This is a genomic window from Halomonas sp. H33-56, from assembly GCF_040147035.1.
Lineage (GTDB): Bacteria > Pseudomonadota > Gammaproteobacteria > Pseudomonadales > Halomonadaceae > Halomonas > Halomonas litopenaei.
The window spans coordinates 1395224-1419333 of record NZ_JAMSHP010000001.1; the positions used below are offsets into that span (position 1 = coordinate 1395224).

The following is a 24110-nucleotide window of genomic DNA, read 5'->3' on the forward strand; positions in this document are numbered from 1 at the left end:
TTTGGTTGATAGCTTTCTTCCACTAAGTTATTCGAGTTTTGTCGAATGAGCAGGCACAAGATAAAAGCGCTTGTCGAAAGCAAGCTTCACGAAGATGGGGTGATGGAAACGGGGGTATCGGGCGTTCAGATATTCCGTGTTACTGAGGCGCTTCATTGTACTCCTGCCGTCTACGAACCTAGCGTGATCGCGATCGTAGGCGGTTCCAAGGAAGCCATCGTGAATGGCAGGCGATATGTGTATGACAGCAGCCAATACATGTGTTGCCCCATTTCGTTGCCGGTCGAGGCGGGTACCCCGGCTGCCTCCCCAGAAAATCCCTTGTTGGGTGTGTCTATTTCCCTGAATACAAAAGTGATGAAAGAAATAGTTATTCAGGTAGAAAGCACCGCAGCGGGGGCTGAAAAACCTCGTGGGGATTCATTGTCGCAAAGCGTATCTCTCGCCCGATGGGATGATGAATTTTCTGAAGCACTGTTACGCTTGTTGCAATTAGGTGATAGCAAGACGCAGACCGAGGTTCTCGGAGAAGGGCGCCTTCGCGAGTTGTACTATGCCGTTTTGATGGGAGATGCCGGGGCTTCGGCGAGGCTCGCTTTTGGAGTCGGCAACGAGATTGCCAGAGCCATCGAATATTTACAGTCCCGCCTCGATGAAACTGTCACCATTGACGAAATCGTCTCGTATGTGGGGATGAGTCGTGCTGTTTTTCATCGGAAATTCAAGCAGGCGACCACGATGTCACCCATTCAGTTCGTGAAAACGATGCGGCTGAACAGCGCCGCCATGAAGATTGCTACGGGAATGAACGTGAGCGAAGCGTCAATGGCGGTCGGGTACGCAAGTGCTTCGCAATTCAGTCGAGAGTTCAAACGACTGTATGGAAAGTCCCCCAAGCAGTGGAGCCAATACCAGGCGCTTGCCAGGGGCTAGAGAAGTGGCAGGCATTCAGGTTTCAGGGGGAGAGCCCCAAGCGAGGGCGCCGAGCGCGTAATACCTGCTCGCCATTGTCTTGCCCGCTGCGATGGGTATCGATATTGGGTCGACCACGAGGTGATCTCGCTGAAGGCGGTAAATCCGGCTCGCAGGGCAGCATCCGCCGCCCTGCGTGTGTGAGTGGTAACTTATCCGAGCACGCCCTGGCTACGCAGGTAGTCGTCGTAGCTGCCACTGAAGTCGACGATGCCATCGTCCTTCATCTCGATGACGCGGGTGGCCAGTGAGCCGACGAACTCGCGATCGTGGCTGACGAAGATCAGGGTGCCGGGATAGTGCTCGAGCGCCAGGTTGAGCGCCTCGATGGACTCCATGTCGAGGTGGTTGGTGGGCTCGTCCATCACCAGCACGTTGGGGTTCTGCAGCGAGAGCTTGCCGAACAGCATGCGTCCCTGTTCACCGCCTGAAATCACCTTCACCGACTTGCCGATATCATCATTGGAGAACAGCATCCGCCCGAGGGCGCCGCGCACGATCTGCTCACCGGCGGTGGTCCACTGCTGCATCCATTCGAACAGGGTTTCGCCCCCCTCGAAGTCCGCCGCGTGGTCCTGGGCGAAATAGCCCACTTCGGCGGCATCGGTCCATTTGACCTCACCGGCATCGGGCTCCATCGCGCCGACCAGGCAGTTGAGCAGGGTGGTCTTGCCGATGCCGTTGGGGCCGATGATGGCGACCCGCTCTCCGGCTTCGATGCGCAACCCGAAGCGCTCGAACAGGACATTGTCGTCCCAGGCCTTGGACAGCGCTTCCACTTCCAGCGCCTGGCGGTGGATCTTCTTGTTCTGCTCGAAGCGAATGAACGGACTGATCCGTGATGACGGCTTGATCTCGTCGAGCTGGATCTTGTCGATCCTGCGCTGGCGTGAGGTCGCCTGCTTGGCCTTGGAGGCATTGGCCGAGAAGCGACTGACGAACTGCTTCAACTCGGCAATTTCTGCCTTTTTCTTGGCGTTTTCGGACTGCAGACGTTCACGCGCCTGGGTGGCCGCGGTCATGTACTCGTCATAGTTGCCGGGGAACAGCTGCAGCTCGCCGTAGTCCAGATCCGCCATGTGCGTGCACACACTGTTCAGGAAGTGGCGATCGTGGGAGATGATGATCATGGTCGACGAGCGCGCACGAAGAATGTCCTCGAGCCAGCGAATCGTGTTGATGTCCAGGTGGTTGGTCGGCTCATCGAGCAGCAGCACGTCGGGGTCGCTGAACAGCGCCTGAGCGAGCAGTACGCGCAGTTTCCAGCCCGGTGCCACCACACTCATCGGCTGGTCGTGCTGCTCAAGCGGAATCCCCAGACCCAGCAGCAGCTCACCGGCACGAGCCTCGGCGGTGTAGCCGTCGAGCTCGGCGTAGCGGACTTCGAGGTCTGCCACCGCCATGCCGTCTTCTTCGCTCATCTCGGCCTGGGAGTAGATGCGCTCGCGCTCAGCGGTCACGCTCCACAGTTCTTCGTTGCCCATGATGACGGTGTCGATGACACGTTCGTCCTCGAAGGCGAACTGGTCCTGGCGCAACTTGCCCAGGCGAGTGGTGGCGTCCTTCATCACCTGGCCGCTGGTCGGCTCGAGGTCGCCCCCGAGGATCTTCATCAGGGTCGACTTGCCACAGCCGTTGGCCCCGATCAGACCGTAGCGGTGGCCCTGGCCGAATTTGACAGAAACGTTTTCAAACAGCGGCTTGGGGCCAAACTGCATGGTGATGTTGGCGGTAGAGAGCACGGCAGAGTATCTCGCGGGATGAACATGAATGAGAGACTTGGGCCGGCACGGCAAGGGGCTTCGACCAAAGTGGAGGGCGCATTGTACGCGTCTGACCCGGTGGCTAGCTACTCGAGAACCGGGCGGCACCGGCAGCTGCCGGCCGGCGGGGCAGGGAAGGCCTTTGAAACGTGGAGTGAATCTTGGCGGTACGTCGTGAGAGGGGAGGGGTGGCAGGCTCGGTTTAGCCTCGTGTGTTGGTGGGCGTGTGTAAACGGGTGAAGCGGTCTCGTGATACCGTCAAGTGCTTGTCCAGCTCCCGCTCGGCCAGGAAGGTGTTGCGCTTCAGGGCGTTGGCAATATCGTAGTGGCCGGCGTTGGATAGATCGAAGGTGCGGGTCATGTTGTTGCGAGCGAGGCGGATCTTGTCTGCTACCAGGCGATAGGAGTCAATGAGGTATTGATTGCCGGAAGATTCGATCAAGGTCATGTGGTATTGGTAGTCGAACGCTTCATAGCTCAGCCAGTCTTCTTTCGAGATGGCTTCATCCATCTGATGGCACAGGGTCAACAGACTGTCTGAGAGGGATAACACATCTCGAGACATGTGCAGGGCGCCAATCTCCATCATCTTTCGGTACGCCATGAGCTGTTCAAGCTCGGTCAGCGTGGGGTTCCAGATCCTGTTGCCGCTCTTGGGTGAAATGGTGATCAGCCCTTCATGCTGCAGGCGTTTCAACGCCTCGCCTACCGGGCTGCGTCCAATCCCGAGGCCCTCGGTCAATTCCTTGATCGAGATCTTCTGGTCCAGGGCATAGGTGCCTTTCAGGACGCGATCCTTGATGATGGTATATGCCTGCTGCGACATCGACTCGGCACCGTCGGCCATCCTTCTTCTCCTGTTCTTGCTCTTTAGACCGTATCCGTTCCGCCGTGACAACGGGCGAGGTGCCAATGACACCAAGCCCGTGTGTTTTACTGTCGATCGTGGACTTAGTCCAGTTCTGGCGATACTGCGCCGGTATTGACTGGTGCATCGATGCCAGTGGTGGTCGGCGTTAGATACTTCTTGCCATCGATATCTCGCACCGCCGTTTCGTTGAACAGATCCCGATTCAGCATCAGCATGAAGCTACGTCCAACGATGGCGATGACGAAGCACAGCGGGAACCCCGTCAGGATCGATATCGTCTGTAGTGGCGTCAAGCTTTCTGGATTGAGGAAGTAGAGCGCTGTGGAGACCAGCCCGACCAGCACCAGCCAGAAAGACGCGTTATAGCGTGACGCCTCCTGCTCGGGAAGCAGGGTCTTTTGCGTCGCCGAGGCTAGTGAATAGCCGACCGCACATTGACCGCTGACATAGGACAGCAGGGCTACCAGACCGAACACCACGATGAACAGTCCTGCGGCAGGCAGTTGCTCGAGCATGGCCTTCACCACCTCGCCGCGACCCGCCTCGTTCATCACCGCGATGAGGTCCAGTTGGCCGCTGGTCTGGAGGTGGATGCCGAATGCCGGAAAGACCATGTAGAACACCATGCAGCCCAGCGACCCGGCCACCAGGCCGGCGAAGACGATTCCCCGAATGGTCCTGCCACGCGATATCTTGGCGATGAAAAGTCCGTAAGGCAGGGCGTAGACGACCCACCAGGAGAAGTAGAAGATCGTCCAGGCTTGGGGAAAGCCGGTATTGCGAATAACGTCTGTGGCGAAGCTCATGTAGACGAAGTTCTGGAGCATCAGGCCCAGCCCGTCTACCGATTGGTTGAGCGTGAAAGACAGCGGGCCACACGCCAGGACGCCCACCAGCAAGGCAATATCCAGGCGGACGTTGAAATTGGACAGGCGAGCGACGCCTTTCTGCAGGCCGAGGATCAGCGCCATCATCGGAATGGCGGTCCACAGAAATATCACGAAGACGTCGAGTACCGGGTTGCCTGCCTGCATGCCAAATGCGTAGGCGAAGGTGCTCGAAATAAGCGGCGTGCCAAGGGCGATCGACGTCATGACGCCGCCGATGATGCCGAACATATACAGAAAGTTGATGGCGTGACCGACCAGGCCATCGGCCCAGCGCCCTAGCACCGGGCGAGTCAGTTCACTGAGTTTCAGGTTGCGTTGCTTGCGGACGTACATGGCATAGCCGATCGGTATCGCGCAGGCGATATACCAGGCCCATGCCGAGGGGCCCCAGTGAAACATGCCGAACGCGCTGGCCCAGCGTGCCGCCTCTGCAGTACCGGGCTCGGCGCCGAAGGGAGGCGACTGCATGATCCAGATCCATTCGGCGGCGCTGAGGTACAGCAGGCTACCGCCGGTGCCCGAGGTGAAGATCATGCCCAGCCAGGTGAGGGTCGAGAATTCTGGACGAGTGTCGCGGTCTCCCAGAACCACCTTGCCGTAACGCGACATCGCCAGATACAGGCAGAAGCTGATCGCGCCGATGGTGGCCAGCAGGAAGAACCAGCCAAGTTCGTTGGTGGTGAAGGCGTGAATCTGATGGAGGAGGCTCCCGCTCTGCTCGGGCCAGAGGGAAAAGACCAGAGCCAGTAGCAGGGTGAGGAGGAGTGCAGGCATGAACACCGCTGGATCGATGCCGGCGATTTCCTTTCTTATTTTCTGATAGCGCATGGGCGAAGCCTTTGCAGGTGAAAACAAAAACCCTGTCGAAGCAGGGGGCAGGCGTGTTGTGGCTATCTAAAATGCTAGTTTAGGGGTTGTCTTTCAACTGCTGTGCGAAGGTGATGTCGTGTCAGAGCGAGAGATGTCACTGAGTGATCCCTTTAATTTCCATAAAAAACAAACATATGAAGGTTTGTTGTGTTTTGGTTAAAGGTTTTTCGCTACGACAAAAGTCTATGCTGTTGTGATGCGCATGACTATTTCGCGTCTTCACAACACCAAATCTAGAATGTTAGATTGTGGTCAGTCATCACCTTTCCTGGCTGGAGCAGCCCGCATGGTTTCAGAGGTCGACATCATCATCATTGGAGCAGGCTCCGCCGGCTGTGTATTGGCGGAAAGGCTGTCACAGGATTGCGATCGACAGGTGCTGGTGATTGAGGCAGGAGCCCGCGGCAAGACGCCGACAATCTCGGTGCCGGCGGGGTTCGTCCATCACTTCAACAGTCCTCGCTACAACTACTGCTATCGCTCCGAACCTGAGCCCGAGCTGGGGCAGCAGCGGGTTTACCAGCCCCGGGGGAAGGGGGTTGGTGGCTCCGGTGCGATCAACGCCATGATCTACGTGCGTGGTGATCGGCGAGACTTCGATGACTGGGCTGCGGTCAGCTCTCCACGTTGGTCCTATGACGCTGTCCTGCCCTATTTTCGGCGCCTGGAGCGACACCATAGCGAGGACACAAGGTATCACGGTCGTGATGGCAGCATTGGGGTCCTTTCCACCCGGGATAGTGCCCCCGAGCTTTGCCATGCCTTCTTCGCTGCCTGTGACGCGTCTGGACTGCCGAATAATCATGACTTCAACGGCGAGCGCCTGGATGGCTATGGCTTCTACGACATGAATGTTCGGGCCGGCCTGCGTTCATCGAGCGCTCGGGAATACCTGACCCCGGCGCTGAAGCGCTCGAATCTGTCGCTGATGACGCAGACCCAGGCGAGGCGACTGGTGTTCGAGGGGCGACGTGCCGTCGGTGTCGAGGTCGCGTGCGGTGGCGAACGACGCACGATCAAGGCCCGTCAGGAGGTAATCCTGTGTGCCGGAGCGGTGGATTCCCCGAAGTTGTTGCAGCTTTCTGGCGTTGGTGACGCCAAGGCGTTGGCGCGACTGGGCATCGACAGTGTCATCGACAACCCCAGGGTTGGGCAGAATCTGCAGGATCATTTGTGCGGCAGTCTGTTCTTCGAGAGTCGCGAGCCGACACTCAACGTGACGCTTGGCCGGCTGACGGGCAAGTTGCGGGCTGGCTGGGACTACGTGAGTCGCCGCCAGGGTCCCTTGGCCTTTGGCGTCAAGCACGCTGGCGCCTTTGTCCCCCTCGAGGGGACAGGGGTGTCGGGTCACGGGGAGCACCCGGTGCAAGAGAGTGGCGATGGTCACGCCAAGGCTCAGGTGTTCTTCAATCCCATCTCCTACGCCCTGCCGGAAGAGGCCGGGGGGCGCCTGGTGTTGCATCGGCACGCCGAGGTGTCGCTTTTCTACAATGTCTGCCGACCCTACAGTCGCGGCTCCGTGACGCTGAAGAGCGCTGACCCCGACGATGCGCCGGCGATTCACAATCGCTACCTGTCCGATGCTCGTGACAAGGCAGAACTGCTCGCGGCCTTTCGTCAGGTTCGCAGTCTGGCCAGCGCGGGGCCGCTCAAGGACATCCTGGTCGATCACCGCGGATACGCCGATATGCACAGTGACGAGGCCATTCTCGACGACTTCCGGGCGTCGTGCGGGTCGATCTACCACCTCTGTGGAAGCTGCGCCATGGGTACCCGGCTCGAGAATTCGGTCGTCGACCCGTCACTCAAGGTTCACGGAGCCGAGGGCCTGAGGGTCGTCGATGCGTCCATCTTTCCCAACATTACCTCCAGCAATACCCAGGCCCCCACCCTGATGGTGGCCGAGGTGGCCGCCGACATCATTCGCCAGTCCTGGAACACTTAGATGAAAATCAAGAAGGTCGAATCTTTCTACAGCGAGGACGTTGGTATCGTCCGCGTCACCATGGCCGACGGCAGCCAGGGCGTGGGCCAGGTGTCCACCTACAACGCCGACATCAGTGTCGAGATCATGCATCGTCAGGTGGTTCCCTGGTTCGAGGGGCGCGACATCAACGGGATTGATGATATCGCTGACAGCGTGGCCTTGGTGCTGGAACGTCAGCACAAGTTTCTGGGCTCGTATCTCTATCGCGCGCTGTGCGGTGTCGAGACGGCGCTGTGGGACTGGCTCGGCAAGGCTCATGACAAGACGGTCTGCGAGCTACTCGGTGGTACGGTTCGACCGCTCAGGGTCTATGCCTCCAGCATGAAGCGCGACATTACCCCCGAGCAGGAAGCTGAACGCTTTCTACGCTTGCGTGATCGCCACGGCTATGACGCTTTCAAGTTTCGTGTGGGCGCCGAGTGCGGTCGTAACCAGGATGAATGGCCGGGGCGCACGGAGGCGATCATCCCGACCATTCGTCGAGCCATGGGGCCTGACGTCGACCTGCTGGCCGACGCCAACAGCTGCTTTCGACCGGAGCGCGCCATCGAGGTAGGGCGTCTTCTGCAGGACAATGGCATCCAGCATTTCGAAGAACCCTGCCCCTATTGGGAAATGGAGTGGACTCGCCAGGTCACGGCCGCGCTGTCGCTGGACGTGACAGGCGGCGAGCAGGATCACTATCTGCCGGCCTGGCAGAAGATGATCGATGACCGCGTGGTCGACGTGCTGCAGCCAGACATCTGCTACATGGGCGGCATCACACGCACCCTTCAGGTGGTGGAAATGGCCCGCAAGGCTGGGCGTGTCGTGACCCCTCACACCGCGAATCTCAGCCTGGTGACCATCTTCACCCTGCACCTTCAAGGGGCCATCGACAATGCTGGCCCTTATCTCGAGTTTTCCATCGAGGAAGACGACTACTATCCCTGGCAGTACGGCATCTATGACAACTTCCCGGTGGCCAAGGATGGCAAGGTTGCCATCCCCGACGAGCCAGGCTGGGGCATCCGCGTGCGCCAGGACTGGCTGGAATCCGCCCACTACCGAGCGAGCGAATTGACATGACAGCACTCAAGACTCTTTGCGAGAAAGCCGGCGTGATCGATCCGACGCCGCACCTTACGCCGCAGCACTTCATTGACGGGCGGTGGCATACGTCTACCTCGGGCGAGACTATCGAGGTTACCGATCCCGGCAGCGAGAGCACGATTGCGCACATCGCCAGGGGCACCCCGGAAGACGTCGAGGCTGCAGTAACCGGCAGCCAGCGTGCCTTCGAACACTGGCGCCGCCTTGCGCCTGCCGACCGGGCCGAGCACCTCTTTCGTCTCGCCGACACGGTGCGCCGCAATAGCGAACTGCTCTCGGTCATCGAGTGTCTGGATTCGGGCAAACCCTACGCCGAGGCCGAAGCTGATATTCAGGGGGCAGCGTCACAGCTCGCCTACTATGCAGGGCTAGCCGACAAGATCGCGGGAAGCACCACCCCCCTGGGCGACGGGTTTGTCTCGATCAATCGCCGCGAGCCGGTGGGGGTGACCGCCCACGTCGCTCCGTGGAACTTTCCGCTGTTGACCGCCGTACGCGGGATCGCCCCGGCACTGGCGGCCGGCTGTACCGCGGTCGTCAAACCGTCCGAGCTGACGTCGCTGTCCACGCTGGTCATGGCGGCCTTGTTCAGCGAAGCCGGCCTGCCCGACGGTGTGGTCAATGTCGTGACCGGCTATGGTCACGATATTGGCGATGCCCTGACGTCCCATCGTCTGGTTCAGCACGTGACCTTTACCGGTTCGGTTGCGACCGGGAAGCAGGTAATGAAGTCGGCTGCCGACAATGTTTCCAGCGTGCTGCTGGAGTTGGGCGGCAAGTCCCCTGCCGTGGTGCTGGCCGACGCCGATATCGACAAGGTCGCCGAGGACATGGTCTGGGCGATCTACTACAACGCCGGCCAGGTATGCACCGCCGGTTCACGCCTGGTGATCCACGAGTCCCAGCACGAAGCCTTCATGCAGGCCTTTCTGCCGCGAGTGGCGGAGCTGACATTGGGACATGGCCTCAAGGGACGAGACATCGGCGCTATCAACTCCGCCGGCCACCTGGCCAAGATTGCCTCCTTCGTCGATGACGCCAAGGCGCGCGGCTTGACCATCCGCTGTGGCGGAAATGTTACCCGTGACCCTGAGAGCGGCAAGGGGCTCTTCTTTGAGCCCACCGTGATTGATCGACTGGAGCGTGATGACCGACTGGTGCAGGAAGAGATCTTTGGTCCGGTCCTGGCGGTACAGGTGGTCGCCAGCGATGAGGAAGCCCTCTCGATTGCCAATGGCACCGACTACGGCCTTGCCGCCTGTGTCTACAGCCGCGATGTCGCCAGGGCGCTTAGACTTGCCGCCGAGATCGATGCAGGTCAGGTCACCATCAACCAGTACTTTGCCGGCGGAATATACGCACCGGTCGGTGGCACCAAGCACTCAGGGTTTGGCCGAGAAAAGGGCCTTTTGGCACTCGACAATTACCTGAGGAACAAGAACGTGACGGTCAAGCTCTAGGGCTTGTCTGAAAAGTGCCTGCGCTCGTCGACTTTTCGGACAGCGCCTAGCGTCCCTGGACGGCTGAATGATACCGCGCCACCCGTGTGGTGGTGCGGTATCGAGCGCTGTTCACCCGTCTTCCCCATGCCAAACGCTCGGCCAGGTGGTACTTGGCCGAGCGCCCCTCTTGCCTGGCATCTTCCTGCCGATTCCCTCACCATATCCCCTTCAGATCACCGCACCCTTCGCGGCGCGCTCGCCAACCGCCTGCCTTGCACTGGATGGCTGGTGGTATCTGCCGCTGTCTGTCACCCCAGGGGCGTCCCTGCAAACTACCCGGCCCATCACATCTTCTGCCTATGAACCCCAACCCCGCTTCCATGAAGTCGCTGATCGCCTTCGAGGCCACGGCCCGGCTCGGCTCCATGACCGCCGCCGCGGAGGCCGAGCGAACCACCCAGCCGACCATCTCCCAGCGAATCCGGGGGCTGGAGGAATACCTGGGGTTGGTACTGTTCGACCGGCACGGCGGCCGGCTGAGCTTGACCGTCGAGGGCGAGCGCTTCTACCGCGAGATGGCGCCGAGTCTCACCACCCTCAGAGACACCTGTGATCGCTTCGTGCGCCACGGCCAGGGGCCAGCGCCAACGGTCGTCATCGCAGCCGACGCGGGTTTTACCCACCTGTGGCTGTTGCCTCGGCTACCGGCGCTCAAGCGGGCCTTTCCCGACTTCAGCTTTCACCTGATGCCGATCGATCGCTCGGACGATCCGCAGCTGCTGGCCGCCGACATCGCGATTCGTTTCGGGCCTTATCTGCCCCAGGAAGAGGGGCAGTTGGTGGCCCGGGAGGCGGTCTTCCCGGTGTGCAGCCCAGACTACGCGCAGGCACATGGGCTTTCAGGCCCCCTGTCAGCACAGGACCTGTCACGGCTCTTGCTGTTGCATCAGGACATCAGGAATCCGCGCTGGCTCGACTGGGCCCAGTGGTGCCGCCATGCGGGGCTCACTCCACCCCCGGCGGCGGATATCTTCGCCTACCACAACTACGCGCTGTTGCTGAACGCGGCGCTGGCGCATCAGGGCGTGGCGCTGGGCTGGTCGAACCTGGTCGAGGAGTATCTGGTCACCGGCCAGCTCACTGCCCTGGGACCGCAGGTCACGCGGGAAGACTATGGCTACTGGCTGAGCGTCAAGCACCAGCGCAGCGCGGTCACGGAGCCGGTCAGGGACTGGCTGCTGGACGCGGTGCATCGTGGTGAGGGTGCCACCTCGGGAGACCCGGGGCGGTTACGCTGAGGGGGCGCCAGATCGGGGCTGATAAGACGCACTGACGTAAAGCAGGGCATGCATTGGGCGTGGATGCGTTCGCCATGGTGATGGCAAAGGTGCAGAGAGGTAGAGAGGAAGAGAGATGACGAGGATAGAGAGAGGCGGGGCCCAGGACCCCGTGCCCGATGTGGGCACGGGGCGGCCTGTCAGCGCCGGCGCGGGCGCAGTCGAAAGCCTTGGCGATAGGGATCGCCCGGTTCGCGGAACAGCGAGAGCAGCACGCCGAGGGTCATGACCAGGATGACCACGCTGACCGGCAGGGCGGCAGCGATCAGGGCGGTCTGCAGGGCGGAAAGCCCACCGACCACCAGCAGCACGGCGGCCACCAGGCCGATCACCACACCCCAGAAGACGCGGAACAGCTTGGGCGGATCGTCATCGCCCAGCGACAGGATGGTGGTCAGCACCAGGGTGCCGGAGTCGGATGAGGTGATGAACCAGCTCATCAGCAGGAACACCATCATGGCCGACAGCACCCAGCCGAAGACGCCAGAGCCGACGATCCCGTCCGCGGTGGCGAACAGCGCAGACGGCAGATCCCAGGCGCGCACCATCTCCATGATGCCGGCAGTGCCAGCGCCACCGGCGGCGTTCAGCTCCTGGTGGATGGCGTTGCCGCCGAAGATGACCAGCCAGACAAAGGCCAGCAGCGTCGGTACCAGCAGCACACCGAGGACGAATTCGCGCAGGGTGCGGCCCTTGGAGATGCGAGCGATGAACAGCCCGACGAAGGGAGCCCAGGCGAGCCACCAGCCCCAGTAGAAGATGGTCCAGGCCTGCTGCCATTCGCTGGTACCGGATTGCTCGGCGTACCACAGGCCCATGGGAATGACCTCGGTGGCGTAGTCCGCCAGCGTCTCGCCGAAGGTCTGGATCAGCCACAGGGTCGGCCCGCCGAACAGGAAGATGCCGATCACGACCGCGGATACCCAGATGTTGAGCACCGAGATGATGCGGATGCCCTTCTGCACGCCGCTGACTACCGAGATGATCGATAGCGTCGAGATCACCGCGATCAGCACCAGTTGGGTCGGCAGGCCATCGTCGATGCCGAACAGCTTTTCCAGTCCCACGCCCATCTGGCTGACGCCGAGTCCCAGCGAGGTGGCCACACCAAACACGCAGCCCAGCACGCCGAAGATGTCGAACAGATGCCCGGCGGGCCCGAAGATGCGATCGCCGATAAAGGGGTAAAGCGCCGATCTTAACGCCAGCGGCAGGCCCTTGCGGTAGGCGAAGTAGGCCAGCGACATGCCGACGATGACGTAGATCGCCCAGCCGTGCAGCCCCCAATGGAAGACCGTCACCCGCAGCGCGTCGATGGCGCGCTCATGCCCGATGGCGGTGGCCCCGGCCATGTCGGCGTGGGGGTTGTTGGGGTAGCCGAAGGAGTCGGTATTATCGAGATAGAAGATCGGCTCGGCGACACCGAAGAACAGGATGCCGATACCGATGCCGGCGGAGAACAGCATCGAGAACCAGGCGAAGTTGCTGAACTCCGGTCGGCTGTCGTCGGTGCCCAGGCGAATGCTGCCGTAGCGACTGCAGACGATAAAGGCGCAGACCACCAGCAGGGCGACCACGGTCACCAGGTAGTAGCCGCTGAAGGTGCCCTCGATCCAGGCGCGTGCGGTGCCGAAGACCACGGCGGCGGTGTCGGAACTGAGACCGGTGAACAGTACGAAGAGCAGGATCAGTGCCCCTGACGTGATCGTCATGCCGCGGTGCATGCCCTGGAAGGGGCCGCGTTGTTCGAGTTCGGTCACCTTGTAGTCGGTGCCCATCACCGCGTGGGGATTGTCGTCGGAGGGAGACCCCGGGGAAGATGATTCTGGAGTAGCGATAGTCTGTGTCCTCTTGAGCCGGACCTCGGGCCGGCGATCCCGCTGCCGCTACCGTGAGCGGCCTTGTCGGCGCGGCGGCTCGGGGCGAGCCGCCGCGTCAGACCTGTGGCTCATGGCTCCAGCGGATGCTCCTCGCCGATCACCTCCGGATCGAAGGGCTGGCGAGCGAAGATGCGCCGCAGCATGGGCTCGAAGTGTTCCAGTGGTGGCGTCGGATAGTCCGGATCGAACGCCGCCTGATCGTAGCGTTCACAGAAGTCCACGCAACTCTGGTACCAGGGATGGTCCCGGTAGCGATCGCGTTCGTGCGGATCCTCTCCGAAGTGGTGCGCATAGTACACTTTTTGAAACAGCCCGTGGTGATGGATCACCCAGGTCACTTCGGCGCGCACATAGGGCCGGATGATGGCGGCGGCCAGCTGGGAGTGGTTGTAGGGTGCCAGGTCGTCACCGAGATCGTGCAGCAGCGCGGCCACGATCATGTCCTCGTCGGCACCGTCGGCTTCGGCCCGTGCCGCCGACTGCAGCGAGTGTTCCAGACGCGTCACCTGGTAGCCGCTCAGGCTGTTCTCGAGTCGGCGCAGCGCGTCCAGCAGGCGGTCGACCAACCCCTGGTTGAAGTTATCTTCGAGTTGCTCGAGAAAGACGTATTCCTCCCGAGTCCCGTCCTTCATCTGGCGAAACGTGACCGTTTCCATTCAGGCGACCTCCTCGATGGACGCATGTTGCTTCAAGAGACTGGCGAAACGCTCCCGCGGGCCGTCGGTATCCAGGTAGCAACCCTGCAGGTGGCGCTGTCCTTCGTTGCTGTCATAGCTGGTGCGGCCGTGTAGTACGCGACTGTTGTCGAACAGCATCAGTTCGCCGGCGCCGAGCGCGAAGCGTACCTCGTAGGTCGGGTCGGCAAACAGCTCGCCAAGGCGCTGGCGGGCGCGGTGGAACAGCCGTGTCTCGGCGTCGGAGAGCAGCGGCAGGCCATCCAGGCGCGGGCTGTAGTGAACGCCGGTGGGGCGACCGTCGTCATCGGTCTGGATCATGGTGCGCTGGGTCACCAGCTGGGTGCCGGCGTCGACGAAGCGAAAGCGTACCGGGGTATGTTTCAGTAGCTCGTAGCCCTCGGGGGTCTCCTGGCGTAGCCGCTCGAGAACCTTGAGGCTGTCGACCAGGGTGGACAGGCCGCCGCTGGTCTCGTTGACCAGACAGTGCAGCAGCTGGATACCCGGCACCGGGTTGCGGTAGGGGTTGTCGGTGTGGGGACCAAGCGCCACGCTGCGATAGGCCAGGTCATTGCCGCTGGGGCGTGAATAGACCTCGAAATAGCGACCGAAGTTGGTTTCCTTGACGTAGCCATAGTGGCTGCCGACCTGAAGGATGCGTTCCGGGTCGGTGGGTACCTTGTAAAGCACCAGATAGCCGTAGCGTAGATAGGCATCCAGTGACTCGCGAAAGACGTCGGGGTCGTCAAGCACCTGGGTCCAGTCAAAGCGCACCTTGTTCTGATCGAGCGAGGCGTCCCAGGGTTCGGCGGCCGGAAACAGCTCGCTTTCACCGAGTTCCTCGGCCAGGACGCGCAGATCGTAGGTCTCGCGATGGCCGTCGCTGAAGGCCAGCGCCACATGCTGCTCATCGACCTGGGTCGCCTGGGTCAGCGCCAGATTCGCGTCGATGGCATGGGAGTCGAACAGCCGTTGCTGGGTCATCGGCTCCAGTTGATCCGGCGCCTGGGTGCGTTCGCGCAGCCACAGCGGGCTGATTTCGCGGGACTGCTGGCCGTCGATGACAACGATGGCCGGGGGCTGTTCTTGGATGACGAACTCAGGGCGGGAGGTTGGCTTTCGCATCGCGGGTCTCCGGTGTCTGGCAAGCGTTCGGCGCGCATGCTGAGCCATCTCCCGGCGAAGGAGTAGAGGCGCTGGCTTATCCTCCACCATGCATTTTCTTTATACCCGTGATGGCAAAGCGCCCGGCAGTACCGGACGCCTGAGGTAGACGCTGTAATACGCGCAGAGGGGTTCATGGCCGTCAAGCTAACCTGGATTTGGCTCCAGGCGACAGCTCTCTACGGCCGCCAGTTGTCGCGAGTGTTATCCGGTGTCGAGCCTTGGCGTGAATGGTGGCGCGAGGGGGGGGCGTAAGCGGCTGTCGAGACCCGCAAGAATCACGTCGTTGCGAAATTCCGCGCGCACCAGATCGTCCTGTGTCAGACACAGTGTCTTGAGTTGGGCGGACGGCTTGGAAGAGGTGGTGAGGCTGCGAGCAGGGCGGGTGGAAGTGGTCATGTCTGTATCCTGGTCCCCTTGTGAGTCGGCAAGCGCCGACCCAGGGGTTAGGAGTCGCACGCCGCTTTAGCTGCACTTGTATTCCGCCCGCAAGTTGGTGCTTAAATCGGCGGCGTTACGTTGTTCGGTAATAAAAAGTGTTCGGGCAACAAAAAACCCGCTCAGCAATAGCTAAAGCGGGCCTCTGGCGTCGCTTTAGCTGCATTTTTTAAAGCGCCCGCAAGCTGAGATTCAAATCGGCGCTGGTTACAACCTATCCCGCAGGTGACCGGCTGTCAATGAGGGGGGAGGATGGGCGGTCTTTCTCTCGTCGGGCTGGTGTAGCCCTGCTGACGTCGCTAGCGAAAAGGGGGCTTGGGTATGCTGATGGCCTAGATGCCCCCCGGTGAGCAAGTGGTTGCTCATCGGGGGCGCGTCTGTTCTGGCGACGTCGCCTCAGGCGGTGGCGAGGGGCGCCGGGCGTTCCAGGGTCAGCAGGGTGTCGTGGTCGCGCAGTCGATAGAGGGTGTAGCAGGCGGCCAGCATCGGCAGGGCGGCGAAGAACAGCATATGGCCGAAGGGATCGGTCACCATCGCCGGGATAGTCACCAGTGTCGAGACGCCGTGTACCAGCAGCACGCCACCATAGCTTATGCGCTTGAAGCTGCCGCTGACGAAGGCCAGGATCAGCACCAGTTCGAGCACACCTAGCGCCACCACGACGGCGGTGCCGACGCCGGCGATGCCGAAGTACTTGTCCATGATCCCGCTGCCCTGGCTTGGATTGATGAACTTGCTCAGGGTCCAGACCAGCAGTACCAGAAAGATGCCGATACGCATCGCCAGCAGCCCGCCCTTGAGGCCCGCCATCTCGTTTCCTTCAGTGTGCATCTGAGCTTCCTTGGTCGTCTTCTAGGGGATGGCGCTCGATGGGCGAGCGCCGTGGGGGGCTGTGTCGCATCTGAAAGCGGGACCTTACAACCAGAAGAAAACTTTTCGTGCAGGAGCAGCGAAGGGGCCAGGCCATTTGCCGAGCCACCGAAAACGGAGGGGCTCAGCCGGCGACGCCCCTGGTAGCTGTTCGGACGGGGGCTACTTAGATCGGGCCTACTCGGATGGGGCTTACTCGGGCGGAGCTAGCTCGGACGGGGACTACTCGCGGGGGGCTTACTCGGGCGGGGACTGCTATGACCGGGCCTACTCGGGTGGGGCCTGTGGTGCGGCGCAGCCTTTGAGGTGGTCGACGAACTGGCGCACCTTGGCGAGCTCTCCCAGGTGCTCGGGATAGACCAGGTAGTAGGCGTTGGGACCGCGCAACAGGGTGGGCCAGGCGGGGACCAGGGCGCCGGCTTCTAGTTCATGGTCGATCATGAAGCGTGGAATCAGGGCAAGGCCGCCGCCGGCCATGACCGTGCGAATCAGCGTCTGAAAGGTCTCGAAGCGGATGCCGTGGTAGCTGCGATCGGTGCGAATACCCTGTTCGTCGAACCAGCGGTGCCAGGCGTCGGGGCGGGTCGACAGGTGCAGCAGCCGGCAGTTGGCCAGATCGGCGGGGCTGTCGATGCGCTGGCGCGCCAGGTAGCCGGGTGCGCCGACTGCCATTACCTCTTCCTCGAACAGCTTGTGACATTCGAGGTTGGGCCAGCTGCCGTGGCCGTGGAAGATCGCTACGTCGATGCCTTCGTTTTCCAGATCGAAGGTCTCCACGCGGTCGGACAGGTGCAGGGTGATACCGGGGTGAGCCTCGAAGAAGGCCGGTAGCTGCAACGACAGCCAGCGCGTGCCGAAGGTGGGAAGCGTGGCCACCTTGAGCACGTCACCGTGGCCGCTGTAGGTCATGATGGCGTTGGCCGACATCTCGAGGTGGGCCAGGATCTTGCGCACCTCGGTCAGGTACAGCGAGCCCTCCGGCGTCAGCACCAGGGTGCGCCTGAGTCGACGGAAGAGCTTGTGCTGAAGGTAGTCCTCGAGCTGGGCCACCTGCTTGCTGATGGCGCTCTGGGTGATGCTCAGCTCATCCGCCGCCCGGGTGAAACTCAGGTGCCGGGCGGCGGCTTCGAAACACTGAAGCGTGGTGGTCGAGGGGAGATGACGGGCCTTCATCGAACGCTGACTCCAGCGTAAAAAACGCCATTCTACCGCAGTCGAGGGACTACCGTTGAGGTCGATACCGTCTGCAGATATACGCCAGCAATGGCCGGTCAGATGTTTTTCAGGCCATTGCCAGGGCACCGTTCGGGCACATCTACGCAGCAATCGACACTGGTTCCGGCATGGAGGTCCGGTAAAACTCACCGTCTTGATCGCTCGTAAAATACAAGATGGATGTGAGGAATCTTCTTTCCATATCGCTTCTTTTTTCGACGCTTTATCGCAGCTGCTTTGCCTGAAAAGTCGGTGAAGCAATGATGGGGTCGGAAAGCGTAGAAACTGGGCTAGGCTGTTGTCTTTTCTTGTGTGGAAGTTCACAGGTGAGGATGTTCTATGCCACTTTTTACGATCTCCGGACTTGACTCGTCGGCCTCTGCCGAGCTCGCCGTCACCTCGCATGCGCTGGCGACCTACTCGCAGACAGACCGTGCGCTCGGGCTTCCCCTTGGACAGATGCTGGTGACCCTGGACAACATCGCAGGACCGGGGACCTTTTCAGCCAATCAGGTCACCAGTGGCCTGCCGGGTGGCTGGCGAGAAGTCTCGGCCAGCGAACTGGGGTTGCCATCCTCTCTGGTGGACGTCGATGGCTACATCACGCTTCAGAGCCCCTTGCTCGGCAATGTCTCCCGTGGCCCGCAGCTCAAGGTCCTGGCCGAGCAGGACGCCCTGGGCAACATCAGCCGCGTCAGCGTGGCCTATGCCGGTACCAATGCCCCGGTAGATGTCGTCGACTACTCCTTTCTGAATTCCGGCAAGGAGATCGCGAAGACCATGGCACCCGTGCTGTCCGGGGTGGCGTCGTTCATGGACCAGCATGGGCTTGAGGGTGATGACGCCATCATTACCGGCTATAGCCTGGGTGGGGCGCTGGCCAATATCCAGGCGCGCTTCTCGGATCAGTTGGCGGGCGGGTTCTTCGCTGACAGTCACTATCTTGGCCATGCGTCACCGCTGATCTTCGAAGCCGACAATGTGCTCAATATCGGTTTCGAGAACGACGTCATCCATCGTTTCGTCGGTGACCACGAGGATCTGAAGTCGGCGCTCGCGGGCTTCGATGGCTTTCTGGAGAACAGCGATGAGAGCTACTCAAGCTCCGTGGACAATCTGGTGCTGTTCGATGCTGTCTACAGCAAGTCACCCTGGCTGTTGGCCAGCGACAGCGGGCTGAATCCCTTCGCCTGGGGCGCGCATCTCGGTGGCATCACGTCGGACGCGGTCGCGCGCATTGTCTCCTCATCATTTTATGAGCTGATGAGTCAGGACAGCGTAGTGGTGGTGTCCTCGCTTGGTGCCGCTGGGCGCGCGATACACTGGGTGGGCGACGTCGACTCGCCGACATCCAATCACGCGGGCGAGCCGGCCTTTATTGTCGGCAGTGTCTTTGACGACCTGCTGCGTGACGGCACGTCAGATGATTACATCGAAGGCTTTGCCGGAGACGACCAGATCCGGGTCTCGACCGGCACCAATCAGGTCGAAGGGGGGCAGGGCACCGACACCCTGTTATTTGAGGGAGAGGCGGACGACTACGAGGTCTACCGGCTGGATGATGGGCGGATTGGCGTGTCCGGCAATGATTCCCTGACCCTGGCGAGCGGCATCGAGCGCATCGAGTTCGAGTATGGCGGCGGCTTTCGCGGTGCCGGTCCCGGCCTGCGCTACGTTATCGAAGACGATCGACTGGAAGACGAGTTTCGATTCGATTGGTTCGATCGCGATATTGCCTTCGTCGATGCACCTCAGGAAGGCCAAGGCGGCGAGTGGTCGAGGGAAGAGGTCGCGCTTGCCGATGCCGGCGATAGCGTCTTCTCGGCCGCGGCCCGTGACGACGCCCTTCACCTTGGTGACCTGTTCGATGACGAGGCTTCCTTCAGCGCTGAATCTTCTCGTGCCTCGGGCGACGGCATCTTCGGCTGGCAAGGTGGCGCCATGGCGCTGGCCGGACTCGAGGCTGCCGCCTCCTTTGTCGGACCGGCACTGAGTGGGCATGTGGAACTGCCGGAGGCATGGCAGGCGATTTAAGATCTGCAACAGGGCGCGGCTGGGGCCTGAAAGCGATTCTTCAGACCGTCCGCGTCCGTTTTCAGGCCATGAAGACACATCGGCCTGCTCGACCGCCCCCACGGCAAGCCCCTTGCGATAGTTGTCCGCCCCCTGCACGCCGATGGCCACGCAACGGCGCTCGAACACCATCCCCAACCCGTGCACGCCCAATACCGCCCGGTCTCCCGGGCGTCGTTGTTTGTGGCTTCAACTTTAGATGCAACGCCAGGACGTGATCGCCTGCTGAGGATGTCGCCGTGATGTCGATCGGCTGGGCACACCATCGTGATGCTGGCGCGCCTCGGGCGGTGAGTACCGTATCGGGTTCTCACTTAGTGGGTTTTGATATTTTCAAAACTTATATCTGGATTGCGAATAACTGAATTGTACTGGTCTGTAGTCCCCATATTCTGAGGCATAACCAAGAAGGAGCCCCACCAAGGGTCGATTCCCCTCGGTGCAGATTAAACAAATTTTATAAAGGGCCGATCCCTATGACCGCTATCGCTTCCCTTCTCGTCGCTGGCCAGATCGGTGAACGTGCCTCTCCGGGCCATCAGCACGCCTGCCACCGTGCCTCCGGTGTGGCCAGTCGCCAGCTGACGCTGGCGCTCGATACAACAACACAGGAGACAAGTTGATGGCCAACACACCACTGGACGAACCAAAGAAAGGGCCTCTGGACGGCGTGACGGTACTGGACTTCTCGCGGGTGCTTGCAGGGCCCTACTGCACCATGGTCCTGGCGGACCTTGGCGCTCGCGTCATCAAGGTCGAAAAGATCGGCACCGGTGACGACACACGAGAGTTCGGCCCCTTTGTCGAAAACGAAAGTGCCTACTTCAGTTGCTTCAATAGAAACAAGGAAAGCATCGTACTGGACATCAAGTCGCCGCGTGATCGCGAGTTGCTGGAGCGCCTGCTGGACGAGGCCGATGTGCTGGTGGAGAACTTCAGGCCCGGGGTCATGGAGCGTCTTGGCTATGGGCCGGAGCGTCTCGCCCAGACCCATCCTCACCTGATCTATTCCTCGATTTCAGGCTTCGGTCACACCGGCCCGTTCAGCGAGTTGCCAGGCTACGACATGGTGGTGCAGGCCATGGGCGGCGTGATGAGTCTGACCGGTTGGCCGGACGGTGAACCGGCCCGAGTCGGTACCAGCTTTGGCGACCTGAGCGCGGCCCTGTTTGCGGCGGTGGGCATCATCTCTTCGCTGTACAGCCGAACCAAGGACGCCCAGGGGACCCGTGTCGATATCGGCATGCTGGACTGCCAGGCGGCGATGATGGAAACGGCGCTGGCACGCTACGACATCGAAGGCGTCGTGCCGAATAGAACCGGTGATTGCCACCCGTCGCTGGCGCCCTTCGAAAGCTTCAAGGCCGAGGATGGCAAGCTGGTCATCGCCGCCGGCAACGACACCCTGTTTCTGCTGATGGCCGATGCCATCGGCGCCTCGCGACTGGCCTTCGATCCCCGGTTCATCACCAATGATCTTCGCTGCCAGAATCGCCCGGCGCTGGTGGAGGAGATGGAACGCATCCTGACGACCAGGCCCGTGCAGCACTGGGTCGACCTGCTCAACGAGGAAGGCGTTCCCTGCTCACCGATCAACACCATCGACAAACTGCTCGATCATCCCCAGTTGAAGGCGAGAAACATGATCGTCCAGGTCCAGGGAAGCGCCGGGAAGCCCTTCAGGACGGCGGGCAACCCGATAAAGATGACCGGCAGGGTGGACCTTGGCAGCGACACACCGCTGGTGGCGCCAGGCCTGGGTCAACATCGACAGGCCATTCTCGATGAGTTGATGGCGCGTCACGGCTCCTATTGCCTGCCTTCCACGCCAGGGCAAGCCGGCAAGGCGGGGTCGGCCAAGGCCGACACGGCATCCTCGGGGCAACGTCAAGGAGCCCAAGGCGATCAAGCAGCGATGGCCAGGCAAGACTCGCGCAAGGCGAGTGGCAGCGCCGCCACCCGGATAAAGGGGGCCCCGGCGGCCTCCGATAACCAGGGTCAAGGACCCGCTCGAGATCTGGGCAAGCGGGTCGGAAAACCCTAGTCGTCAGATGCGTTTTTTCATCAGATGTACGCCGCTTGGCGATATCGGGTCGTGAATATCCGGTGTGGCGCGGCGCAGTCAGGTCGCATCACGACCAGGCGAGGTGGCGGCCGCAGGTGGGAGCGTATCGAACCGATACGTAGCTGGTTTACGGGTAACGTCAGGAGACAAGAGATGAACAAGAAGGTCGAAGAACAAACACAGAATGTCGCCTCCGAGGCTTCGTTTGAGGCAGGTAACGGTGAGCCAGAGATGATCGTGGTGGAACGCCGTGAACGGGTCGGGCTGATCATCCTGAATCGCCCGAAAAGCTTGAACGCACTCAATCGCCAACTGGCGGAAGAAACGCTCGCGGTACTGCGCGAGCTGGACGCCGACCCCGGCATCGGTGCCATCGTGATTACCGGCAACCCGAGAGCCTTTGCGGCCGGCGCCGATATCGAGGAGATGGCCGAGAAGTCGTTCACCGATTTCTACATGGATGACTTCCTGGCCCCCTGGGACGAGGTGCGCCACATTTCCAAGCCCATCATCGCTGCGGTGGCCGGCTTTGCGCTGGGCGGCGGCTGCGAGCTGGCCCTGCTGTGCGACATGATCATCGCGTCCGACGACGCCCAGTTCGGGCAACCCGAGATCAAGCTGGGGATCCTGCCCGGCATCGGTGGCTCCCAGCGACTGGCACGTTCGGTCGGCAAGGCGATGGCGATGGACCTGGTGCTGACCGGTCGCAACATCGGCGCCCAGGAGGCCAAGGAGATTGGCCTGGTGGCGCGAGTCGTGCCGAAGGATGAGCTGATGCAGACTGCCCTCGAGGCGGCGCACACCATCGCAGGCTACAACGCGCCAGCCGTCAAGATGGCCAAGCGAGCGGTCAACGCGGCCTTCGAGACCCCGCTGGCGGAAGGCCTGCGCCAGGAGCGTCTACTGTTCCAGGCGGCCTTTGCCACCGAGGGGCAGAAGGAAGGCATGAATGCCTTCGTCAAGAAGCGTGCGCCGGTCTTCCGCCATCGCTAGACGTCGGCCGAGCTCGCGACGAAAGACAACCAACAGCGTCGAATACAGAGCGTCAATCATTGACCGGGACAGGAGGGGTGGATGCCGTTTGTGACGATCAATCTAGTGAAAGGGAAGTCGAGAGACTACGTCAGGGCCGTGGCGGCTCAGGTTAACGCTGCCGTCATCGATACCATGGGCTTCCCCGACGATGATCGCTACCAAGTGATCAATGAGTGCGAGCCGGAGAACCTGCAGTTGCAAAGGCGTGATTCGGATCGCGTCATGATGCACCTGGTGATGCGAAGTGGTCGCCCGGACGCCGACAAGAAGGCGTTCTACGCCAGGGTCGTCGAGTCACTTGCCGAAAACCCCGGCATCCCCCCGCATAACGTCATGATCACCATCACCGAGAACCAGGACATCGACTGGTCGTTCAGGGATGGTGTGGCGCAGTTCTGTGAAACCTGAAAACGGATGCACCGAGACGACCATGGCCCGCGAATAGCGGGCCATTTTTTAGGCGAATCAGAGGGCCTGCCCGGCTCGTTCGTCCACCGGTTCTCTTCCTTGATTTCTGAACTCTTTGCCAAGGCACTTCAGCAAAGCCCCTCATCAAACCCCTCGCCAAAGCCGCTTGCAAAGCCCTTCATCAAACCCCTCACCAAAGCCGCTTTCCCGGGAGTCGGGCTAGAGCGGTCGCCCATCCAGTGAATGCTCCATGATCGCAAGCGTCAGTGTGAAGTGATGCTGGGCGACGCTGAAGGCGTCGTCTGCGCGTCGCTCGAGGATGGCCTGGACCAGTTCACGATGTTCCCGTCTTGCCCTTGGCAATGATTCGGCGGGGTAGGGTTCGGAGCCGAATCCCAGGGTGGCGCGCGCCGTAAGCTGACGTGACTGGGCGACCAGATGGTGATTGTCGGCCATCGCCATGATGCAGTCGTGAAGGCGCTCATCGAGTTGGCGGGCGACGGAGGCGTCGTCGGTGTCGCAGAAGCGGTCCAGCAGCGCCTGCAACGTTTTGGCCTGGGCCTCGTCGTGACGCTCGGCGGCGGTTCTGGCCACCAGCCCCTCCACCAGACAGCGATAGTCGAAGAAGTCCCTGAGCTGGGGCAGCTCCTGTCCGAGGATACGCTGGGCGGTGTTGGGCGAGGCCTCGTCGACCCGTTTGAAGGTGACAAAGGTACCGCCATCACGACCACGGCGGGATTCGATCAGGCCAAGCTCGCCCACGATCTTCAAGGCGCCGCGGACGGTGACGCGACTGACCCCCTGGCGCTCCGCCAGGTCGCGCTCCGGCGGCAGGCGATCCCCGGGGGAGTAGGCGCCAATGGCGATCGCCGTCACGATCCGGTCCGCCAGCTCCTGGGTGGCAGAGCGGGCGCCGCCGGCGCCTGGCAGGTCGGTTCGAGACGGTTCAAGCATAGGGTTCTCTCCAAAAGGTATTGTCACAATACCTTTAAGTGTGATTTTCTAAAAATGAAGCGGCCAACGTCGCTGTGTCCGGCGCACTGTCGCAGGTCGCGAACCGCGTC

At 61.4% G+C, this 24110-nt stretch carries 19 protein-coding genes; 9 read left to right on the top strand and 10 right to left on the bottom strand.

Going from position 1 to position 24110, the window contains the following annotated elements:
- The first annotated feature begins 45 nt into the window (after nucleotides 1-45).
- On the top strand, nucleotides 46-933 hold the full coding sequence (locus tag NFH98_RS06245) for an AraC family transcriptional regulator (RefSeq protein ID WP_124802352.1): 888 nt from the start codon (nucleotides 46-48) through the stop codon (nucleotides 931-933).
- A gap of 191 nt (nucleotides 934-1124) precedes the next feature.
- Here the strand turns inward: NFH98_RS06245 and NFH98_RS06250 are convergent, their stop codons facing one another.
- From NFH98_RS06250 to NFH98_RS06260, 3 genes are all read right to left on the bottom strand, one after another.
- A complete protein-coding gene (locus tag NFH98_RS06250) occupies nucleotides 1125-2714 on the bottom strand; it encodes an ABC-F family ATPase (protein WP_124802350.1) in 1590 nt (529 codons plus the stop codon).
- A gap of 223 nt (nucleotides 2715-2937) precedes the next feature.
- Nucleotides 2938-3582, bottom strand: a complete 645-nt coding sequence (locus tag NFH98_RS06255) for a GntR family transcriptional regulator (RefSeq protein WP_213228402.1) — start codon at nucleotides 3580-3582, stop codon at nucleotides 2938-2940.
- A gap of 104 nt (nucleotides 3583-3686) precedes the next feature.
- A complete protein-coding gene (locus NFH98_RS06260) occupies nucleotides 3687-5324 on the bottom strand; it encodes a BCCT family transporter (RefSeq protein ID WP_348827787.1) in 1638 nt (545 codons plus the stop codon).
- Between the two features lie 328 nt (nucleotides 5325-5652).
- On the opposite strand from NFH98_RS06260, the gene NFH98_RS06265 reads away from it, so the two are divergent.
- From NFH98_RS06265 to NFH98_RS06280, 4 genes are all read left to right on the top strand, one after another.
- The gene (locus tag NFH98_RS06265; RefSeq protein ID WP_349622347.1) at nucleotides 5653-7311 is read left to right on the top strand and encodes a GMC family oxidoreductase; all 1659 of its coding nucleotides are present in this window, start codon (nucleotides 5653-5655) and stop codon (nucleotides 7309-7311) included.
- Nucleotides 7312-8421, top strand: coding sequence for a mandelate racemase/muconate lactonizing enzyme family protein (locus tag NFH98_RS06270; protein ID WP_286984839.1), 1110 nt, complete (start codon nucleotides 7312-7314; stop codon nucleotides 8419-8421). It begins immediately after the preceding gene.
- Nucleotides 8418-9905: an aldehyde dehydrogenase family protein gene (locus NFH98_RS06275; protein ID WP_348827789.1), complete on the top strand. Its 1488-nt coding sequence runs from the start codon at nucleotides 8418-8420 to the stop codon at nucleotides 9903-9905. The genes NFH98_RS06270 and NFH98_RS06275 overlap by 4 nt, the downstream gene beginning before the upstream one ends.
- A 362-nt stretch (nucleotides 9906-10267) precedes the next feature.
- Nucleotides 10268-11185, top strand: a complete 918-nt coding sequence (locus NFH98_RS06280) for a LysR substrate-binding domain-containing protein (RefSeq protein ID WP_349622348.1) — start codon at nucleotides 10268-10270, stop codon at nucleotides 11183-11185.
- Between the two features lie 179 nt (nucleotides 11186-11364).
- Here the strand turns inward: NFH98_RS06280 and NFH98_RS06285 are convergent, their stop codons facing one another.
- The 6 genes from NFH98_RS06285 to NFH98_RS06310 all read right to left on the bottom strand — a co-directional run bounded on the left by NFH98_RS06285 (nucleotide 11365) and on the right by NFH98_RS06310 (nucleotide 17423).
- Nucleotides 11365-13002: a BCCT family transporter gene (locus tag NFH98_RS06285; protein ID WP_181248556.1), complete on the bottom strand. Its 1638-nt coding sequence runs from the start codon at nucleotides 13000-13002 to the stop codon at nucleotides 11365-11367.
- A gap of 170 nt (nucleotides 13003-13172) precedes the next feature.
- On the bottom strand, nucleotides 13173-13760 hold the full coding sequence (locus NFH98_RS06290) for an HD domain-containing protein (protein WP_348827791.1): 588 nt from the start codon (nucleotides 13758-13760) through the stop codon (nucleotides 13173-13175).
- Complete coding sequence (locus tag NFH98_RS06295; protein ID WP_222515376.1) at nucleotides 13761-14903, bottom strand: TauD/TfdA family dioxygenase; 1143 nt, start codon at nucleotides 14901-14903, stop codon at nucleotides 13761-13763. It lies immediately after the preceding gene.
- A 243-nt stretch (nucleotides 14904-15146) separates the two neighbouring features.
- Nucleotides 15147-15341 (bottom strand): hypothetical protein, encoded by a 195-nt coding sequence (locus NFH98_RS06300; RefSeq protein WP_222515375.1) that lies wholly within the window; start codon nucleotides 15339-15341, stop codon nucleotides 15147-15149.
- A gap of 435 nt (nucleotides 15342-15776) precedes the next feature.
- Nucleotides 15777-16211, bottom strand: a complete 435-nt coding sequence (locus NFH98_RS06305; RefSeq protein ID WP_045990950.1) for a hypothetical protein — start codon at nucleotides 16209-16211, stop codon at nucleotides 15777-15779.
- 306 nt (nucleotides 16212-16517) lie between these two features.
- Nucleotides 16518-17423, bottom strand: a complete 906-nt coding sequence (locus tag NFH98_RS06310; RefSeq protein ID WP_287165748.1) for a LysR substrate-binding domain-containing protein — start codon at nucleotides 17421-17423, stop codon at nucleotides 16518-16520.
- A 381-nt stretch (nucleotides 17424-17804) separates the two neighbouring features.
- Between NFH98_RS06310 and NFH98_RS06315 the strand changes: the two genes are divergently transcribed.
- The 4 genes from NFH98_RS06315 (at nucleotide 17805) to NFH98_RS06330 (ending at nucleotide 23046) form a co-directional block, all read left to right on the top strand.
- Nucleotides 17805-19499: a hypothetical protein gene (locus tag NFH98_RS06315; RefSeq protein ID WP_348827792.1), complete on the top strand. Its 1695-nt coding sequence runs from the start codon at nucleotides 17805-17807 to the stop codon at nucleotides 19497-19499.
- A 661-nt stretch (nucleotides 19500-20160) separates the two neighbouring features.
- Nucleotides 20161-21582, top strand: coding sequence for a CaiB/BaiF CoA transferase family protein (locus NFH98_RS06320; protein WP_348827793.1), 1422 nt, complete (start codon nucleotides 20161-20163; stop codon nucleotides 21580-21582).
- 174 nt (nucleotides 21583-21756) lie between these two features.
- On the top strand, nucleotides 21757-22596 hold the full coding sequence (locus NFH98_RS06325; protein WP_502878738.1) for an enoyl-CoA hydratase-related protein: 840 nt from the start codon (nucleotides 21757-21759) through the stop codon (nucleotides 22594-22596).
- A gap of 81 nt (nucleotides 22597-22677) precedes the next feature.
- Nucleotides 22678-23046, top strand: coding sequence for a tautomerase family protein (locus NFH98_RS06330; RefSeq protein WP_348827794.1), 369 nt, complete (start codon nucleotides 22678-22680; stop codon nucleotides 23044-23046).
- Nucleotides 23047-23265: 219 nt separating this feature from the next.
- Here the strand turns inward: NFH98_RS06330 and NFH98_RS06335 are convergent, their stop codons facing one another.
- Nucleotides 23266-24000 (bottom strand): FadR/GntR family transcriptional regulator, encoded by a 735-nt coding sequence (locus NFH98_RS06335; RefSeq protein WP_108449868.1) that lies wholly within the window; start codon nucleotides 23998-24000, stop codon nucleotides 23266-23268.
- Nucleotides 24001-24110 lie beyond the last annotated feature (110 nt).

What these genes read in the sequence shown, in the direction of transcription:
- NFH98_RS06245 (WP_124802352.1), top strand. Translation starts at nt 46, where the DNA reads ATGAGCAGGCACAAGATAAAAGCGCTTGTCGAAAGCAAGCTTCACGAA.
- NFH98_RS06255 (WP_213228402.1), bottom strand. Translation starts at nt 3,582, where the DNA reads ATGGCCGACGGTGCCGAGTCGATGTCGCAGCAGGCATATACCATCATC.
- NFH98_RS06260 (WP_348827787.1), bottom strand. Translation starts at nt 5,324, where the DNA reads ATGCGCTATCAGAAAATAAGAAAGGAAATCGCCGGCATCGATCCAGCG.
- NFH98_RS06265 (WP_349622347.1), top strand. Translation starts at nt 5,653, where the DNA reads ATGGTTTCAGAGGTCGACATCATCATCATTGGAGCAGGCTCCGCCGGC.
- NFH98_RS06270 (WP_286984839.1), top strand. Translation starts at nt 7,312, where the DNA reads ATGAAAATCAAGAAGGTCGAATCTTTCTACAGCGAGGACGTTGGTATC.
- NFH98_RS06275 (WP_348827789.1), top strand. Translation starts at nt 8,418, where the DNA reads ATGACAGCACTCAAGACTCTTTGCGAGAAAGCCGGCGTGATCGATCCG.
- NFH98_RS06280 (WP_349622348.1), top strand. Translation starts at nt 10,268, where the DNA reads ATGAAGTCGCTGATCGCCTTCGAGGCCACGGCCCGGCTCGGCTCCATG.
- NFH98_RS06285 (WP_181248556.1), bottom strand. Translation starts at nt 13,002, where the DNA reads ATGGGCACCGACTACAAGGTGACCGAACTCGAACAACGCGGCCCCTTC.
- NFH98_RS06290 (WP_348827791.1), bottom strand. Translation starts at nt 13,760, where the DNA reads ATGGAAACGGTCACGTTTCGCCAGATGAAGGACGGGACTCGGGAGGAA.
- NFH98_RS06295 (WP_222515376.1), bottom strand. Translation starts at nt 14,903, where the DNA reads ATGCGAAAGCCAACCTCCCGCCCTGAGTTCGTCATCCAAGAACAGCCC.
- NFH98_RS06300 (WP_222515375.1), bottom strand. Translation starts at nt 15,341, where the DNA reads ATGACCACTTCCACCCGCCCTGCTCGCAGCCTCACCACCTCTTCCAAG.
- NFH98_RS06305 (WP_045990950.1), bottom strand. Translation starts at nt 16,211, where the DNA reads ATGCACACTGAAGGAAACGAGATGGCGGGCCTCAAGGGCGGGCTGCTG.
- NFH98_RS06310 (WP_287165748.1), bottom strand. Translation starts at nt 17,423, where the DNA reads ATGAAGGCCCGTCATCTCCCCTCGACCACCACGCTTCAGTGTTTCGAA.
- NFH98_RS06315 (WP_348827792.1), top strand. Translation starts at nt 17,805, where the DNA reads ATGCCACTTTTTACGATCTCCGGACTTGACTCGTCGGCCTCTGCCGAG.
- NFH98_RS06320 (WP_348827793.1), top strand. Translation starts at nt 20,161, where the DNA reads ATGGCCAACACACCACTGGACGAACCAAAGAAAGGGCCTCTGGACGGC.
- NFH98_RS06325 (WP_502878738.1), top strand. Translation starts at nt 21,757, where the DNA reads ATGAACAAGAAGGTCGAAGAACAAACACAGAATGTCGCCTCCGAGGCT.
- NFH98_RS06330 (WP_348827794.1), top strand. Translation starts at nt 22,678, where the DNA reads ATGCCGTTTGTGACGATCAATCTAGTGAAAGGGAAGTCGAGAGACTAC.
- NFH98_RS06335 (WP_108449868.1), bottom strand. Translation starts at nt 24,000, where the DNA reads ATGCTTGAACCGTCTCGAACCGACCTGCCAGGCGCCGGCGGCGCCCGC.